This is a genomic window from Colwellia sp. SU-HH01217 (genome assembly GCF_057543495.1).
In genome coordinates, this window is record NZ_BAAJLX010000009.1 from 102,967 (window position 1) to 119,762 (window position 16,796).

A 16,796-nucleotide genomic window follows, 5' to 3' on the forward strand; every position below is an offset into this window, starting at 1 on the left:
AAATAGCGTTTAAATTTATAAAATTTAGGGCTGTAAAATGAGCCCCGGTAATTAAAAAATAAACCGGGTTATAAAATCGACAATATTAAACGATTTTTACCCGGGAGTTAGTTAATACAATCATTAAAATTCTCCGTTAGGTGATATATAAAATAAGGATAAACTAGTCTAAAAGACTGTTGTTATCGCAATAATAACAAAGCGAGAAATATCCAACAATCAATCAAATGTAATTAATCGTACAAGCGCACTATCTTAGCAAAGTCATCAATTAAGTATTGACCATTAATACTAGGCACTTGGCCAATTTCTTGTTCGGGTTTGAAAATCGCTGCTATTTTCCCTTCAGGGTTAATCAGCACAATAGAAGCACTGTGATCCACTAAGTAACTATCTGCTTTACCTTGATCACTTTCGTGGTCATGCTCTGTAATGGCGTACATTAAGCCCATATTGCGAGCAAAGGGAAACAACACACCATGATCAGCACGAAGCGCTTTAAATTCAGGATTAAAATAAGCAATGTATTTAGCGAGTTTTTCTTGGCTATCACGCTGTGGATCTACAGACACTAATAACACTTGATTATCGGCAATTGCTTTAAGGTCGTCATAAATAAAGTTAAGTTCTTGTAAGGTTACCGGACAAACATCAGGGCAAGAAGTATAACCAAAAAATACCCACGACCATTTGCCCCTGAGCTCGTTATTGGTAAACGCTTTTCCTTGATGATCAGTAAGCTCAAAAGGCTTAAGATCTCTGGTTTGCTGATAATAAAGCGAATGCTCTGGTTGAGCTAAATTAAACGATTTATTAAATCCTAATAAACCTGCAGCAAGGGCTGCAATTGCGACGGTAATATAAAGTATTTTATTCACTTATCTAAGGTTTCCTAGCTTAAAGGTAAAATATAGTGATCGAGTAACAGAATAATAAATAGCGCCATTAAATGCACAATAGAAAATTTAAAGGTGTCCATGGCGGTGTTTTCATCTGCGTTGAATTTAAGTTTCCATGCATACATAAAAAACACTAGATTTAGTACCACTGCACCAATTAAATATATCCAACTACTCATACCAACCAAGTACGGCAACAAGCCAACAACAAAAAGTAATACCGTATATAACAATATTTGTGTTTTGGTGAAGTTAATACCATGAGTTACAGGCAACATTGGGATATTAACTTTGGCGTATTCACTTTTTCTATGAATTGCCAACGCCCAAAAATGAGGAGGCGTCCAAGTAAAGACAAGTAACACCAAAAGAAGCGCGTTTGGATGTACTTCATTGGTCATTGCCGTCCACCCTAATAAAGGAGGTATAGCGCCCGCTAGGCCGCCAATCGTAATGTTTTGTGGTGTTGCTCGCTTTAAATAGAGCGTATAAATAAAGCTATAACCCACAAGCCCGGCAAAAGTTAACCATGCTGTAAGCGGATTGACTAAAAAGTACAAAATAACAAAACCAAGTATTGCAATAGTTGCAGCAAAAACTATGGCATTGTTTGCGGTTATTTTTCCTTCGGGTAAAGGCCTGTTATGCGTGCGCCCCATAACGGCATCAATTTTTTCATCAACAATATGATTAATTGCCGCCGCCGCCGATGACAAAAGTGCTATACCTAACATTGCAGGTATAAATAGCTGCCAAGGTAAGCCTCCAGGTACAGATAAACTCATACCAACCACAGCCGTTAATACCAATAAGGCGACTACTCGTGGCTTGGTAATATCATAATAAGCACGACACTTGCTCATTATTGAGGGTTTGGATTTTATAACTTGCTGCTTAGTTTCAACTAATACTGAAGATTCACTCATGTACAATCCTTAAAAAGTTTTGTTATATCTTACGGCGTAAGCTGTAAGTTAAGGCGATCAAAGCAAGCATTAAACAAGCCGCTACGACATTATGACTAACGGCAATAAATAAAGGTAAAGAAAACCAAATATTACTAATACCTAAACTTACCTGAAGCAGCAAGACTATCGCTAAAACAATGGCTGAATTTTTGAAAAATGCTGTTTGCGATTTCACAAAAACCATTACAGCTAACCAAGCTAAATATATAAAAGTGACTATTGCGCCGAAACGATGAACCACATGAATTGTTAATCGTTCATTATGACCCAAATGACCATGTTCATAGGTGGCCTTTTCTGGAGGGATAGGATCAAACGAGTCTTCAAAAGTTAAGCGCTCTACCCAGCCTGACTGACAAATGGGCAACTCGGTACAAGTTAAAGCTGCGTAATTAGACGAAGTCCAGCCACCCAATGCTATTTGTGCCGTTAAAATTACAATACCGATTAAACCGTAACGTCCATATTTTTTAACAGAAAAGTCACCACTGGTCATTCGGTACGGATTAAGCCTCAAGTAGAGTAAAAATAATAAACACAAGGTAGTAAAGCCGCCCAGTAAATGTGCCATAACAACTATGGGCATAAGCTTCATGGTGACCGTCCACATACCTAAAGCGGCTTGAAAAATGACAATCGATAAAATTAGCAGCGGTAGCCTAAGTGGAGTGCCTTGGCTACGGTTTTTAAAAGAAAGAAATGCAATCGCTAATATAAATAACCCTAAAGCTCCGGCAAAATAACGATGGATCATTTCATTCCAGGCTTTTTCAGGCTCAACGGTATGATCAGGAAACGCTTCTTTCGCTTTTAATAACTGAACGCTACTTTCTGGAACATCCATCATGCCATAACAACCAGGCCAATCAGGACAGCCTAACCCTGCATGAGTTAACCGTGTATATGCACCGAGAGTTACCACAACTAACGCTAATAAAATACTGACGAAAACCAGTTTTCTAATGACTAAACTTTTTTGATGGTACATTTAGCCAATCCTTGAATATTTTAATAATTTTTTCATGTCTGCCAAAATTTGCTTACCAAAGGCTGATAATTCTGACTCATTTTCTGGGATATTATGGCTTAAAAATACATTGCCTTGAGGATCTGCTACTAAAATTTGTGGGTATTCAATGTGTGTTTTTGCTATTGAAGGCATATCAACGACTCGCCATTGGCTTTCGTTAATTCGTTCGAGTTGTTGTTGTGATAAGCCCTGACTTAACGCCACGGGTGTCACTCTTGGCATTTCTCTGCCTAAGGCTACAAAGCTGTTGTGTACACTTTCAAGAGTTTGCTCACAATGGTGATCGCAATGTTCAGGCATTGCATAAAGAATTAGCCAATGTTGATTGAAATTTTGCTCTGCTAAGCCAAGTTTATTAAGTGTTAGTTCACCTGCGATTAAATCGCCTTGATTGGTTACGCCATAATCCAACCAATTATTTTCCAGTGCAAGTTTGGCCAAAATTACCGGAAGTGCAAAAGCCAGTAACATTAGAATAAAACTGCGTCGTGATGAGGCCTTGTTTTTTTGGGATAACTCACTTTCGTTATTATTGTCTATGGGATCATTGCTACTCATTCGACTCGACCTTTTTATTATTATTGTGTTGTTGTTCTAAAATCTCTGTGTCTTGGCCAAAGCGATAACTGGCCCAAATCATTAAAAGTAACCATGCTGCTGCCAAGCTAAACCACTGAAACGCGTATGCGCGATGTTTTTCAGGTGGCATTACGATGGGCTGCCAATTTTTTTCAAAACCTAACGCTTCATTTTTATCTAAGTAAACAACAAAGGGCAATAGCTGAGTGCCAATTAATGTGGAAAAGTTTTCCAAGTCTATTTGTTGAACGCGTAAAGGGGATTTATTAGGCGTTAATTCTTGTTTCATTAACATCATGCCTTTTTCTATAAAACGAACGTGTCCGGTAAAATTATATTGACCCACCAATGCTTCAACTTTAGGAATATCTTGCCTATTAATTGAGCCTTGTATCCAGCCTAAGTTCACTAAAATACTATACTCACCCACTGTAACTACTTGATATACTCGATATCCTAATGAATTATTATGGGTTTGATTATCTAATAGAAAAACAATATCGGGATTAAAATTACCGTCAATTGTTATTGGAAAGTCGTTTATGTAATCGAGATCTGTATTGGTTGCTTTCAAGTTCAGAACTTCAGCTAATGACAAGGCACTTTGCTGTTCAAGTTCGACCATTTTTTCTAATCGTAATTCCTTTTCAATAGCACGTTCACTTTGCCATATGCCTAATTTAAGTAAACCTGAAAAAATAATCACCGTAAAGATTAACCAAGGTAAGCTAATATTTGATAAGCTAATTTTAATGCGTTTTAAGATAGAAAAATTACTGCTCGGCACTTGAGTTTTACTTCCTTACTACAACAATCCTACTTAGGAAGGGTTTAAATGATATTAAAAATTATTATCGTCATCATGTTAGCTTTTATGGTTTATAACTTATTCAAAGCATTAATATTAATGAATAAAAATGATCCTAACAAACCATCTATGACTAAATTTATTGGTAGACGACTTTATCTTTCTGTCGCCATTGTTTTATTACTAATTCTTGGTTTACTTACTGGCGTTATCACGCCAAATCCTCGCCCATATTAACCATCTATGTGAATAGTTTGCATGAGTACAAGGCGAAAGCGCGCATTTGATACCTATCAATGAGCACTTTCAACGCAGTAATCATTTTTTACTCTAATCCTTTCAAATATAGATTGCACCTAGTTTGCATGAGTACAAGGCGAAAGCGCGCAGTTGATGCCTATCAATGAGCACTTTCAACGCAGTAATCATGTTTACTCTAATCCCTTCAAATATAGATTGCACCTAGTTTGCATGAGTACAAGGCGAAAGCGCGCAGTTGATGCCTATCAATGAGCACTTTCAACGCAGTAATCATTTTTTACTCTAATCCTTTCAAATATAGATTGCACCTAGTTTGCATGAGTACAAGGCGAAAGCGCGCAGTTGATACCTATCAATGAGCACTTTCAACGTAGTAATCATGCAAACTAGGTGTGATATATACCGTTAAATAATGTACACGAAGACAAACAGCATAACCCATACTACGTCTACAAAGTGCCAATACCAGCTAGCAGCTTGAAAAGCAAAATGGTTATCTGGTGTGAAGTGTCCTTTTAAAATCCTCAAAAACATTACGAGTAGCATTACGGTACCTAAAGTAACATGCATGCCATGGAACCCCGTTAATAAATAAAAGGTGTTCCCGTAGATACCACTGGTTAAATAAAGCTGCATTTCTTCAGAATATCCGTGGGAATATTCGAGCATTTGCAAACCTAGGAAGACGATACCTAATAAAATTGTTATTGCTAACCAGGCTTTTAACTGTGGGCGTTTATTTTTTTCTAGTGCTACATGAGCAAAATGAGCAGTAACAGAAGATGTTAACAGTAAAATGGTATTAATTAGCGGTAAGCCATACCAACCCATGGCAGTAGTTTCTGTGCCGTCTGGTGTTTTTAGTAATGGCCATGTTGCTGTAAAATCTGGCCATAATACTTCCCCTGTCATGGCATTATTACCAGCACCGTCTAACCATGGCACTGAAAACGTTCTGGCGTATAGTAATGCGCCGAAGAAAGCAGCAAAAAACATAACTTCTGAAAATATAAACCAGCTCATGCCTTGACGGAATGAATGATCTAATTGATGGCTATATTTACCCGACATTGACTCGTTGATAACATTACTGAACCAGCCAAACATCATAAAAATTATTAAAGCGATACCGGCTAATAATAAATAGCCGCCAAAACCATTTTGATCCTTTGCAAGATCAGCGACATAATTTGCTGCACCAACTGCAATAAAAAACAGCGCAATAGCTCCCACAATTGGCCAATGGCTCTGAGAGGGTACATAATAGGTTTCATATTCTTTTGTTGTCATTTTATTCCCCATTTAGTATTTACACTCACTCCCTTAGGAGGATGAATTTGTACTACCAGTAATATCGTAGAGTGTGTAGGACAATGTCAGTGTTGTTATCTCAGGAGGTAACTCTAAATCGACATAAAACTGCAATCCCATTTCAACATCTTCATTGGCTTTCAATGGCTGTTGGGTAAAACAAAAACATTCAATTTTTTGAAAATACCCTGCAGCAATACCTGGCGACACAGATGGAACGGCTTGTCCAACTATGTCGTGTGTAGATTCATTTTTAGCGTAAAAATTTACAAATTTGACTTCACCGGGATGTACTTCAATTTCATTTATTGTTGGTTCAAACTGCCAAGGAACTCCCTTGGAATTTCGAGTAATAAATTGCACAGTGACTGTACGAGAAGTATCAACACCGTCTGCAGCATAAACAACTGCAGCCGTATTGGTTTTTCCATTTAATCCAGTGATATCACAAAACACATCGTATAAAGGTACTAATGCAAAACCAAAACCAAACATACCAAAGACGATAAGCAAGAGTTTTTTAACTACTTTGCCATTGGTCGATTTGGTCACGTCTGTAACGTGTTCTGGTTTTTTATCAGTACTTTTTGTCATTATCAATCAACTTTTGGTGGTGTAGAAAAAGTATGATATGGCGCTGGGCTTGCCACAGTCCATTCTAATCCTTCAGCGCCATCCCATGGTTTAGCTGGTGCTTTTTCACCACCTCTAATACATTTGATGACTACCGCCAAGAAAATTAATTGTGATAAGCCAAAAGCAAATCCGCCAATACTTACCCACTTATTAAAGTCTGCAAATTGCAACGCGTAATCAGGAATACGACGCGGCATACCCGCCAAACCTAAAAAGTGCATAGGGAAGAATAATAAGTTCACTGAAATTAATGAACACCAAAAATGCCAGCTCGCCAAGGTGGTGTTATACATATGCCCTGTCCATTTAGGCATCCAATAATAAGCTCCTGCATACATTGAAAACAGAGAACCTGTTACTAATACATAATGAAAATGTGCCACTACAAAGTAAGTATCATGATACTGAAAATCAACCGGTGTTAATGCCAACATTAACCCTGAAAAACCACCAATGGTAAACAAAATTACAAAGGCAATAGAAAACAACATAGGTGTTTCAAATGTCATTGAACCTCGCCACATGGTTGCAACCCAGTTAAAGACTTTTACTCCTGTAGGTACAGCAATTAGCATGGTGCAATACATGAAGAACAGTTCACCAAATAATGGCATACCCGTGGTAAACATGTGATGCGCCCAAACGATAAATGACAACAATGCGATAGAGGCTGTTGCATAAACCATTGAGCTATAACCAAATAACTTCTTACGAGCAAAAGTAGGAATAGTCGTAGATACAATGCCAAAGGCAGGCAATATCATGATGTAAACCTCAGGGTGCCCAAAGAACCAGAAAATATGCTGGAACATAACGGGATCACCACCACCTGCAGCATTAAAAAAGCTCGTACCAAAATACGTGTCTGTTAATACCATAGTGACTACACCAGCGAGTACCGGCATCACCGCTATTAATAGATAAGCGGTAATAAAGAAGGTCCATACGAACAATGGCATTTTCATGTAAGTCATACCTGGAGCACGCATATTCATAATGGTCACTACGATATTAATCGCGCCCATTATTGAAGATATACCCATAATATGAACAGCAAAAACAAAGAATGCCGTACTACCATTTGAATAAGTCGTTGATAACGGCGCGTAGAAAGTCCAACCAAAGTTAGGCGCTCCGCTTTCCATAAAAAATGAACTTAATAAAATGGCAAAAGCGAATGGTAAAATCCAAAAACTCCAGTTATTCATTCTTGGTAATGCCATATCTGGAGCACCGATCATCATAGGTAACATCCAATTAGCAAAACCAACAAAGCCCGGCATTATGGCACCAAACACCATAATCAACCCATGAACTGTTGTTAATTGATTAAAAAAATCAGGCTCTACAATTTGTAACCCCGGCTGAAATAACTCAGCTCGGATCACCATGGCTAAGGCGCCACCTGTAAGTAACATGATAAAAGAGAACCATAAATACAATGTGCCTATATCTTTATGGTTCGTTGTATATAACCAGCGTTTTATGCCAGTCATTTTACCGTGGTCATGAGAATCGTCATGATGGTCACCGCCATGCGAATCTTGATCATTTAAAACGTCTGTAGTCATTTAAATAACTCCTTATTTCGCACTTGCGGCAGCAACATCTGCAGCTTGAATTAAATCGCCAGTTTTATTACCCCAAGCATTTCGCTCGAAGGTAACAACCGCAGCAATTTCTGTCTTTGATAATTGAGATGAAAATGCTGCCATTGCTGGATTTTTAGCACTTCCATTAATCACCATGTCTAAGTGCTTAGCTACATCACCCGTTGCAATAACACCACCATCAAGTGCAGGGAATGCAGGCGGTAAGCCTTTCCCGTTTGGTTGATGACATGCAACACACGCCTTGTTATACACCTCTTCACCCATGGTCATCATTTCAGCCATTGAATAGGTTTTTGATAAATCTTCAGCTGGTTCGGCAATCGCTTCTTCAACTACCGCTTTTGCTTCTTCAACTGGTGCTGCCTTAACTGAGTCTCCCCCAGATACTGCTTTAACATCTGAAGCTTGTACAGCATCACCCGTATTATTACCCCACGCATTACGCTCGTAAGTTACTACAGCAGCAATTTCTTTTAAGCTAAGCTGTTTGCCATAGCCTTGCATACCCGTACCAGCGCGGCCATTGAAGACAATATTAATATGTTCATCAATTGAACCTTGAGTAACAATAGGGCTATCTTTTAATGCAGGAAATGCAGGTGGTAAACCTAAGCCAGAAGGCTGATGACATGCAGCACAGTGTGCAGTGTAAGTTGTTTCACCCAGCGCCATTAAGTCATCCATAGAAGCAGATGCATTAAGTGATGCTTGTTCAGCTTGCGCGGCATTGGCTGCTAATTGATGTTGTTCGTCTAACCACTTAGCGTAATTAGCTTCAGTCTTCGCAATAACGACAATGGGCATAAAGCCATGATCTTTACCACAAAGCTCTGCACATTGGCCACGATATACACCAGGTTTATCTACAATCGCCCAAGCTTCATTAATAAATCCAGGATTAGCATCTTGTTTTACTGCAAAAGCAGGCACCCACCAAGAATGAATAACATCGTCTGAAGTAATTAGAAAACGTATTTTCTTATTGATAGGCACAACCAGTGCTTTATCTACTTCGAGTAAATAATGCTCGCCTTTTTGAGTACCAGCACCATTTTTGTTTTCATATTGATCGCGAGGCGTAGATAAAACTGAATAAAACTCTAAGTCTTGATCGAAATATTTATAATGCCACTTCCACTGAGAGCCAGTGACTTGAATAGTCACATCAGAGTCATCGTTATTTTCCATCTCAATAAGCGTGCTAGTGGCAGGAACTGCCATAGCAATAAGAATAACAATGGGGATTGCTGTCCATAAAATTTCGACAGTGGTGCTTTCATGAAAGTCTGCAGCTTTATGACCCTTTGACTTTCGATGAAAAGCCATAGACCAGAACATCGCGCCAAAAACAACCACACCAATTGCAGTACATATCCAAAGGGCTAACATATGAAGATCGTAAACTTCTTCACTGATCTTAGTCACACCTTTGGTTAAATTTAAACTCATATCGGCCCAAGCTGAACTGGTAAATAAACTTCCCAGCAACAGCCAACCTAGGTTACCTCTCTTCACTCGACATCCCCTCTTCCTCTTGAAGTAGAAAACAAAACGAGGTCACAGTGTAAATCCGAACTCACTGGATCAAATGTTTTGCCACTTGTTATTGTTATTTTAGCTAAATCAGTGTGACGAAAAAACAAACAGAAATCTTCACACTTTTATTATTATTTTTCGTGCTATTTTTGTACGGTTTCTAATCTAGAATCACTTAAAATTTGATCTAGGTCAATCCATAATTTGAAGAGAAAAGAAATAAACTTTAATAAATTCAATTGAGTATTAACTCTAAAAAGAATGAAAAGCTATACACACAAGGGCTGTGCGTTTTTTGTTCAGTAGAAATTAAAATAATTTAAGAGAAGAATAAAACAACAGTTAGCGGTTGTTTTTTATACAGAAATATAACTTAACCTAAGTTCGGCTTAACAAATACTTCTCTAGCAGCTATTGACGCGAAATTTGTCTTGAATTAAGAAAAATTATCAAGCTAGAGGGGAGTAAAATAATTATTTACCTACTTTTCAAATTGTTAACTATATTTTAAACCGAGTTTAGGAACATAGTATAAGACGTGAAATCACCATTGGTTTTTACGCCTAGGTAATTTCACAACGAATAAAGGATTATATTTCATGAAAAACAGTAGATCACTTACATCCAGTCTGCCGCACGAATTACCCCAACAGCTAATCCTTCAATATTAAAATGCTGACTAGTTAAGTCCACTTCAATTGGCGAGAAATCTTCGTTTTCAGCGTGTAGGTAAACCACATTGCCTTCGCGTTTAAAACGTTTCACCGTCACATCTTCTTCAACGCGTGCTACTACTACTTGTCCTTGTTGTACATCAGTTGTTTGATGAACCGCCAGCAAATCACCATCTAAAATACCAATATCTTTCATACTATCGCCGTTAACACGCAATAAGTAATCTGCTGCAGGATGGAATAAGCTGCCATCGATCTTGTAGTGCTCTTCTACATGTTCTTGTGCAAGGATAGGTTCACCCGCGGCAACACGGCCAACAAGCGGCAAACCTTCTTGTTCAGCAAATTCTTCAGCCAACCGTATACCTCGAGAAGTGCCCGCCAACATTTCTATGTAGCCTTTTTTGGCTAAGGCTTTTAAATGCTCTTCCGCAGCATTCGCAGATTTAAAGCCAAAATGGACAGCGATTTCAGCACGGGTAGGAGGCATGCTCGTTGCTGAGATGTTTTCCTTAATAAAATCGAAAATTTGCTGTTGTCTGGGGGTTAAAGGGCGCATAACGGTCCTGTATTATTTATCGACAAATACTGTCAGTATATACAGGCTGTAAATAATGGCAAGTGTTTTGTTTTTTGTGGGTATTTGCGTCACTACTGTATGTTGTAGTAAGTAATATAAAAAATAATATGTAAACTCTGTTTATAAAAAATCCTTTTTTTATAAATTTATAGTATTACAAAAAATTATAGTTTTTTCATTTCCAACTAATGGTGGTCTAGGCAATTCAATATATTTCCCTAGACCAATTTCAGCTCTGTCATCAACCCATTTTTGAGATAACTGTTCAAACAACTCTGACAGCTCATTTTTATTTATATTTTTCAATGTGTTAATTTGTTTCTCTGCAGTATTATTTTCAAATATAGCTATATTGGGGCTTACTTTATAATAAAGTGCTTTATACAAAGTGTACTTAATTTTGAGTTCATCATTGAAGGTTTTGCCAAGATCATCTTCCAGTTTATATGTGTTAGCCAGCTCAAGAATTGATATTAAAACACCGTTTAAAGCCGCTTCCCATAACCAAAAACGAGCTTTCTTAAGTATAGATATATCTAATTCTTTATGTGTGTCATTAAAATCTCTAAGAGATAGAGAAGGATTATAAAATGAACTTCGATGAGAAAACCATTGATAGTTCATTCCTAAAACAAACATCGCTTGTGCATTCCCACTATTGGATTCTCTAATTAATTCGTCTTCACTCAAGAAAGTCAAACTCTGATCTACAGCATTTGCAATAAGTAAATTTTCATTAATATAAGCATTTCCTTCAATCACTTCTTCCAGATTCTTATATTCTTCAATTGTTAAGCATTGGCTATTATTTTTATCTGTAATTGAGATGTTGGATGCAATCGTATTATCTTTATTAACTTGTTCTGATTCATATTCGCTGAATAGGATATTTGGTGTTTCTGTTGAAGTGCTTGAAATATAATTATATAAAAAATACGAAGTAACTATAATTACAATTGAAGTCCATTTTAGCATACTAATTTTTTCCATTTACAAAAAACGAAAAACTAACATTCCCTCTTCAGTTTTACAATTTATTAACTATAACTGTAAAACTGAAGAAGGCAGATAGTATGACGTCGTTTATTGCACAGAATTACTTAAATCGACAATTTAATCCTGATTATATAAATACTTCGTGGTCAGACGATATTACCTATATCCGTACACTGCAAGGTCGGTTGTTTTTAGCGAACATTATGAGCTTATACTCACGTAAAGTGATCAGTTGCGCGTTAAGTTACACCCTAGTTTTATTTTGTATCAACTAATTTATCCTGTGTTTTTAACTCAAAATCACTGGCGTTATGGCGCTCATGTAATTGTTCGTTTAGCTCTCCCCATGTACGATTTACCATAACCCCACGCTTAACGGCTGCTCGTTCGCCAACTGCTTTTGTCCAACGCACTAAGTTTTTATAAGTGTGTGTTTGTAAAAATTCTGCTGCTTCATACACTTTGTTTTCAACCAATGCACCATACCAAGGCCAAATGGCCATATCTGCAATAGTGTATTGATCACCGCACATATATTTATTATTCGCTAAGTGTCTGTCGAGAACGTCGAGTTGTCGTTTAACTTCCATAGTAAATCGTTCAATTGGATATTCATATTTCTCTGGTGCGTAGGCATAAAAATGGCCGAAACCACCACCTAAATATGGTCCACTCCCCACCTGCCAAAATAACCAAGATAAGCATTGTGCTTTCAGATCTTGCGCTTTAGGAATAAATGCATCAAATTTTTCTGCTAAGTACAACAAGATTGCACCAGACTCAAAAATAGGTAAATGACTCCCCTCATTGGTGTCAACTAACGCGGGAATTTTAGAGTTTGGATTTACCTGAACAAACCCTGAACCAAATTGATCACCTTCCATAATATTTATCAAATGTGCGTCATATTCTGCACCATTAACACCTGCGGCTAATAATTCTTCTAATAAAATAGTCACCTTAACCCCATTAGGTGTTGCTAATGAGTACAGTTGTAAAGGATGCTTTCCTACAGGCAACTCCTTTTGGCGTGTTGCCCCAGCGACAGGACGATTAATACTGGCGAATTTACCGCCACTTTCATTATTCCATTGCCAAATTTTAGGCGGAGTGTAACTTGATTCAGACATTTAATTTCCTTACTATTTTTGATGAATTTACTCACACATGAGTTGTGCGCGATTAAGTCGTTTTAATTTTTATCTAACCATTAACCTAACACTAACCTATAAATTAGTAACAAAGGTTTTGAAAGTAGACAGCACTGAGGGATATTTCATTTCATTTAAGATCCCTCCTCGTTGACTGAAACCATACTTAACTTGCGCCTTGTGTTTCAAGCAAGTATCCTACGCGGCCTTTTTCATTAATGTGGTGTCAATTATGATTGGCTTTGATTATGGCACATCAAATTGTGCTGTCGGTGTTATGGCTAATGGCCAACCTGAACTTATCTCCTTAACGGACACCAGCCGTTTTATCTCTTCTACTTTATATGCGCCAAGTCGTGACATCATCAGCCATTGGTTGTATCAAAACCTGCCTAAAGAAGCACAAGAAGAGTTTAAAAATCAACGTTTAGTGCCATTGAGAAAAGGACAAAACGTTGCAAGAGAGCTACAACTTGACGGCATTTCAACTGAATTATATTTTGGCCAAACAGCACTTAACGCTTACCTTGCAGAGCCTGATGAAGGCTATTATATAAAATCACCCAAATCTTTTTTAGGAGCAAGTGGGTTACTTCCCCAACAAATTAATCTGTTTGAAGATATCGTCGCTGCCATGATGCACAACATCAAGCAACTTACTCAAGCCAAACTCGGCCGAGAAGTTAGTCAAACCGTTATCGGCCGCCCTATTAATTTTCAAGGATTAAAAGGTGAGCAAAGTAATCAACAAGCACTCACTGTTTTAACCAATGCAGCTAAACGTGTTGGCTTTAACGATGTTGAGTTTCAATACGAACCAGTAGCTGCTGGGTTTGAATTTGAAAGTACCTTAACCAAAGAAACCAAAGTGCTTGTCGTTGATATTGGCGGCGGTACAACCGATTGTTCCATGTTATTAATGGGTCCTGCTTTTAGTGAATTAACCGATCGCTCTAATCATTTATTAGGACACAGCGGAATCCGCATTGGCGGTAACGATTTTGACATACAACTAGCGTTAAAAGGATTAATGCCAAGTTTTGGCTTAAACAGTTTGCTTAAAAGTAATAAACCAGTGCCAAGTAACAGCTTTTGGCAAGCCATGGCAATTAACAACATTAATGAACAAACCGAGTTTTATAGCCAACAAAATCTACGTTACCTTGAACAATTACAACGTGATGCTCAACAACCTGAATTAATAGACCGTTTGATCAGCGTCCATAAAAACAAATTAAGCTATCGATTAGTAAACGGCGCAGAACAAGGTAAAATTGCCCTCACAGATTCTAATGCTACACAAACTAACTTAGCAGATATTCATCAAGGCTTGTCAGTTGAGCTGAGTCGAACATTAATGCAAAAAGCCTCACATCGAGAATTAACTAAAATAGCCGAGCTTATCCAACAAGCAATTAGTCAAGCTGGTTGTCAACCTGACGTTGTATTTGTTACTGGTGGTACGGCAAAATCTCCAGTAATTAATGAATTTTTGCAGCAACAAATGCCTAATAGTGCCATAGTTATTGGCGATCACTTTGGCAGTGTAACAGCAGGCTTAACGCGTTGGGCACAGCGAATATTTAGCTAAGCAAAACCAGAAATTAACGCACAAGCTATATCAAGATTTTAATTGAGTAACAGCTTGTGTTAGTTGCTTCAGTAAATCTGTGTTAGTTAATACTTTTTGCTTAGGATCAAAGTTGTCATAAAAACTAGATATTGATAATGCGGCCTTAACTTCTCCTGCAAAAAAAGGGGCAGAACCTTGGGCCACGGCAAGCACGCTTGATGCACCACCTGGACCCGGTGACGTAGCTAATAACACCATAGGTTTATTTTGAAACAACTTTTGGTCAATGCGCGAAGTCCAATCAAACAAATTTTTATAAGCCGCGGTATAAGAACCATTATGTTCAGCAAACGAAATAATGATGGCATCGGCCTGTCCGATTTTTTCAAAAAAACGTTTCGCTTGTTCTGGCTGTCCTAACTCCCTCTCTTTATCTTCACTAAATAACGGCATTTCATAATCGTTAATATCCAGTGTTTCAATATCAACATCGTGCAACAATGATGCAGCATAAAAAGCTAACTGTTTATTGATAGATGTTGAACTACTACTAGCGGCAAACGTTAATACTTTCATAATATTCCTCTTATTTAGTTAACTTGGCAGCTTTATTCGAGCGCTTAATCATTTCATGAGTTAATACTTCAACTTCACACAAAAAAGCTAGCTGCAACTTGATAACGTTCAGTGTATATTAGTTCCAAATAATTATTAATACCTTAAAAGTTAAGACACTGTTTCCATATGGCTACCAATACAAAATTATTTGATGGCATTATCATTTTTTCTCAGGTGGTAACCAGTGGGGGTTTTTCTGCTGCAGCTGAAATTACCGGCCATTCAACTTCCTACATTAGTAAAGAGGTTAATAAACTAGAAGCACGATTGGGAGTGAGGTTGCTTAATCGAACCACTCGTTCGATTAGTTTAACACCCGAAGGAAAATTGTATTTTCAACAATGTCAGCAAATGATTATCGATGCGGAACAAGCATTAGGAGTAATAACTGAAGGCAATGTCGAACCTCGCGGTTTATTAAGAATTAGTTGTCCGGTTGATTTCGGCTTGGGTTATCTACAACCGGTGTTGTCAGAGTTTTTAAAAAGGCACCCCAAGGTAACCCTTGATCTTGATCTTAACGACCGTAAAGTTGATGTAGTACAAGACGGCTTCGATATTGCAATAAGGGCAACCTCACAACTAGAAGAGTCTAGCCTTATTTGTCGAAAAATATACAGCTGTAAAAGTTATGTGGTGGCAACGCCAGAATATCTAAACAAACATGGCAGACCAACAACTCCCGACCAGTTATCGCGCCATGCGTGTATTTGCTACACTAATTTAAAAACGCCGAGTATATGGTCGTTTAAAAGTAGCCAAGGTATTGAAGAACAAATAGACGTACCTCAAGCTATTTTATGTAATAGTGCTCAAATGAAAGTCGCTATGTTACTTGATGGCCATGGAATTTGCCGATTACCAGAATTTACCATGGAAAGTGCGCTTGCAAACAACCAACTCGAAATTTTACTGCCCCAATACCAAGCAACCGACATTGATGTGTATGTTGTTTACCCCAGCCGAAAACATTTATCGCCCAAAGTACGGTTATTGATTGACTTATTAGTAGAGCAACTAGCAAAGCGGTAACTCAAAGATAGCACTGAGCCCGAACGCAATTGCTACATTAAAAACGTTTCGTCAATTGAATGAAACACAGAGGCAGCGTTAATTAGCGAGTTAGCCGTTAATGCATTTACGCCGTAAACTTCGGCACGAACGCCATAATCATTAATCACTTTATTCAGTAATAGGTCAAAATCCCCATCGCCAGATAATAAAATAACGGTATCTACCTGTTGAGCAACTTCCATAATATCGATAGTAATTCCTACGTCCCAATCTCCTTTAGCAGAGCCATCTCGACGTTGAATAAAAGGCTTAAGCTTAACGTTAAAACCAATATGTTTAAGGGCTTTTTGAAACTTATGTTGCGCATCGTCACTGCGCTGAATGGCATAAGCATTAGCCGTAACAATATCACCTTGTTCACTGATACTTTCCCAGAACTTTCGGTAATTAAATTGTCGAGCAAAGGTGTCACGTGTGGTGTAATAAATATTTTGAACATCGACAAAAATAGCAATTTTTTGCAAAGTAACTTCCTTAACAACAACACTG

18 protein-coding genes are annotated in these 16,796 nt (G+C 37.8%); 4 read left to right on the top strand and 14 right to left on the bottom strand.

Annotated elements, in window-relative coordinates:
* Nucleotides 1-233: 233 nt before the first annotated feature.
* Genes AC27G3_RS12290 through AC27G3_RS12310 form a run of 5 tightly spaced genes read right to left on the bottom strand, consistent with a single transcriptional unit; the run spans nt 234 to nt 4,263 of the window.
* Nucleotides 234-878 carry an SCO family protein gene (locus AC27G3_RS12290; RefSeq protein WP_487121940.1) on the bottom strand — a complete coding sequence of 215 codons (645 nt, stop codon included), beginning with the start codon at nt 876-878 and terminating at the stop codon, nt 234-236.
* A gap of 14 nt (nt 879-892) precedes the next feature.
* Nucleotides 893-1,825, bottom strand: coding sequence for a heme o synthase (cyoE, locus tag AC27G3_RS12295; protein ID WP_487121942.1), 933 nt, complete (start codon nt 1,823-1,825; stop codon nt 893-895).
* Between the two features lie 22 nt (nt 1,826-1,847).
* Nucleotides 1,848-2,855, bottom strand: coding sequence for a COX15/CtaA family protein (locus tag AC27G3_RS12300; RefSeq protein WP_487121943.1), 1,008 nt, complete (start codon nt 2,853-2,855; stop codon nt 1,848-1,850).
* Complete coding sequence (locus tag AC27G3_RS12305; RefSeq protein WP_487121944.1) at nt 2,856-3,455, bottom strand: hypothetical protein; 600 nt, start codon at nt 3,453-3,455, stop codon at nt 2,856-2,858.
* Nucleotides 3,448-4,263: an SURF1 family protein gene (locus AC27G3_RS12310; RefSeq protein WP_487121946.1), complete on the bottom strand. Its 816-nt coding sequence runs from the start codon at nt 4,261-4,263 to the stop codon at nt 3,448-3,450. Before AC27G3_RS12310 ends, AC27G3_RS12305 begins: the two co-directional genes overlap by 8 nt.
* Before the next feature lie 48 nt (nt 4,264-4,311).
* Between AC27G3_RS12310 and AC27G3_RS12315 the strand changes: the two genes are divergently transcribed.
* Nucleotides 4,312-4,521 (top strand): DUF2909 domain-containing protein, encoded by a 210-nt coding sequence (locus AC27G3_RS12315; RefSeq protein WP_487121947.1) that lies wholly within the window; start codon nt 4,312-4,314, stop codon nt 4,519-4,521.
* 429 nt (nt 4,522-4,950) lie between these two features.
* On the opposite strand, the gene AC27G3_RS12320 is transcribed toward AC27G3_RS12315, so the two are convergent.
* The 6 genes from AC27G3_RS12320 to AC27G3_RS12345 all read right to left on the bottom strand — a co-directional run bounded on the left by AC27G3_RS12320 (nt 4,951) and on the right by AC27G3_RS12345 (nt 11,870).
* Nucleotides 4,951-5,835, bottom strand: coding sequence for a cytochrome c oxidase subunit 3 (locus AC27G3_RS12320; protein ID WP_487121949.1), 885 nt, complete (start codon nt 5,833-5,835; stop codon nt 4,951-4,953).
* A 33-nt stretch (nt 5,836-5,868) separates the two neighbouring features.
* Nucleotides 5,869-6,450: a cytochrome c oxidase assembly protein gene (locus AC27G3_RS12325; protein WP_487121951.1), complete on the bottom strand. Its 582-nt coding sequence runs from the start codon at nt 6,448-6,450 to the stop codon at nt 5,869-5,871.
* A gap of 2 nt (nt 6,451-6,452) precedes the next feature.
* A complete protein-coding gene (gene ctaD, locus AC27G3_RS12330; protein ID WP_487121952.1) occupies nt 6,453-8,063 on the bottom strand; it encodes a cytochrome c oxidase subunit I in 1,611 nt (536 codons plus the stop codon).
* 12 nt (nt 8,064-8,075) lie between these two features.
* Nucleotides 8,076-9,554 carry a cytochrome c oxidase subunit II gene (gene coxB, locus AC27G3_RS12335; RefSeq protein ID WP_487122020.1) on the bottom strand — a complete coding sequence of 493 codons (1,479 nt, stop codon included), beginning with the start codon at nt 9,552-9,554 and terminating at the stop codon, nt 8,076-8,078.
* A gap of 705 nt (nt 9,555-10,259) precedes the next feature.
* Nucleotides 10,260-10,874, bottom strand: coding sequence for a transcriptional repressor LexA (gene lexA, locus AC27G3_RS12340; protein ID WP_487121954.1), 615 nt, complete (start codon nt 10,872-10,874; stop codon nt 10,260-10,262).
* A 159-nt stretch (nt 10,875-11,033) separates the two neighbouring features.
* Nucleotides 11,034-11,870 (bottom strand): hypothetical protein, encoded by an 837-nt coding sequence (locus AC27G3_RS12345; protein WP_487121955.1) that lies wholly within the window; start codon nt 11,868-11,870, stop codon nt 11,034-11,036.
* A gap of 98 nt (nt 11,871-11,968) precedes the next feature.
* Between AC27G3_RS12345 and AC27G3_RS12350 the strand changes: the two genes are divergently transcribed.
* A complete protein-coding gene (locus AC27G3_RS12350) occupies nt 11,969-12,166 on the top strand; it encodes a hypothetical protein (protein ID WP_487121957.1) in 198 nt (65 codons plus the stop codon).
* Here the strand turns inward: AC27G3_RS12350 and yghU are convergent.
* On the bottom strand, nt 12,149-13,021 hold the full coding sequence (gene yghU, locus AC27G3_RS12355) for a glutathione-dependent disulfide-bond oxidoreductase (protein ID WP_487121959.1): 873 nt from the start codon (nt 13,019-13,021) through the stop codon (nt 12,149-12,151). The two genes, AC27G3_RS12350 and yghU, sit on opposite strands and share 18 nt — an antisense overlap.
* A 253-nt stretch (nt 13,022-13,274) precedes the next feature.
* On the opposite strand from yghU, the gene yegD reads away from it, so the two are divergent.
* Nucleotides 13,275-14,633, top strand: coding sequence for a molecular chaperone (yegD, locus tag AC27G3_RS12360; RefSeq protein WP_487121961.1), 1,359 nt, complete (start codon nt 13,275-13,277; stop codon nt 14,631-14,633).
* A 30-nt stretch (nt 14,634-14,663) separates the two neighbouring features.
* On the opposite strand, the gene AC27G3_RS12365 is transcribed toward yegD, so the two are convergent.
* Nucleotides 14,664-15,191: an NADPH-dependent FMN reductase gene (locus tag AC27G3_RS12365; RefSeq protein ID WP_487121962.1), complete on the bottom strand. Its 528-nt coding sequence runs from the start codon at nt 15,189-15,191 to the stop codon at nt 14,664-14,666.
* A 168-nt stretch (nt 15,192-15,359) separates the two neighbouring features.
* On the opposite strand from AC27G3_RS12365, the gene AC27G3_RS12370 reads away from it, so the two are divergent.
* Nucleotides 15,360-16,265: a LysR family transcriptional regulator gene (locus AC27G3_RS12370; RefSeq protein ID WP_487121964.1), complete on the top strand. Its 906-nt coding sequence runs from the start codon at nt 15,360-15,362 to the stop codon at nt 16,263-16,265.
* Between the two features lie 32 nt (nt 16,266-16,297).
* On the opposite strand, the gene AC27G3_RS12375 is transcribed toward AC27G3_RS12370, so the two are convergent.
* Nucleotides 16,298-16,771, bottom strand: a complete 474-nt coding sequence (locus tag AC27G3_RS12375; protein WP_487121966.1) for a LabA-like NYN domain-containing protein — start codon at nt 16,769-16,771, stop codon at nt 16,298-16,300.
* Nucleotides 16,772-16,796 lie beyond the last annotated feature (25 nt).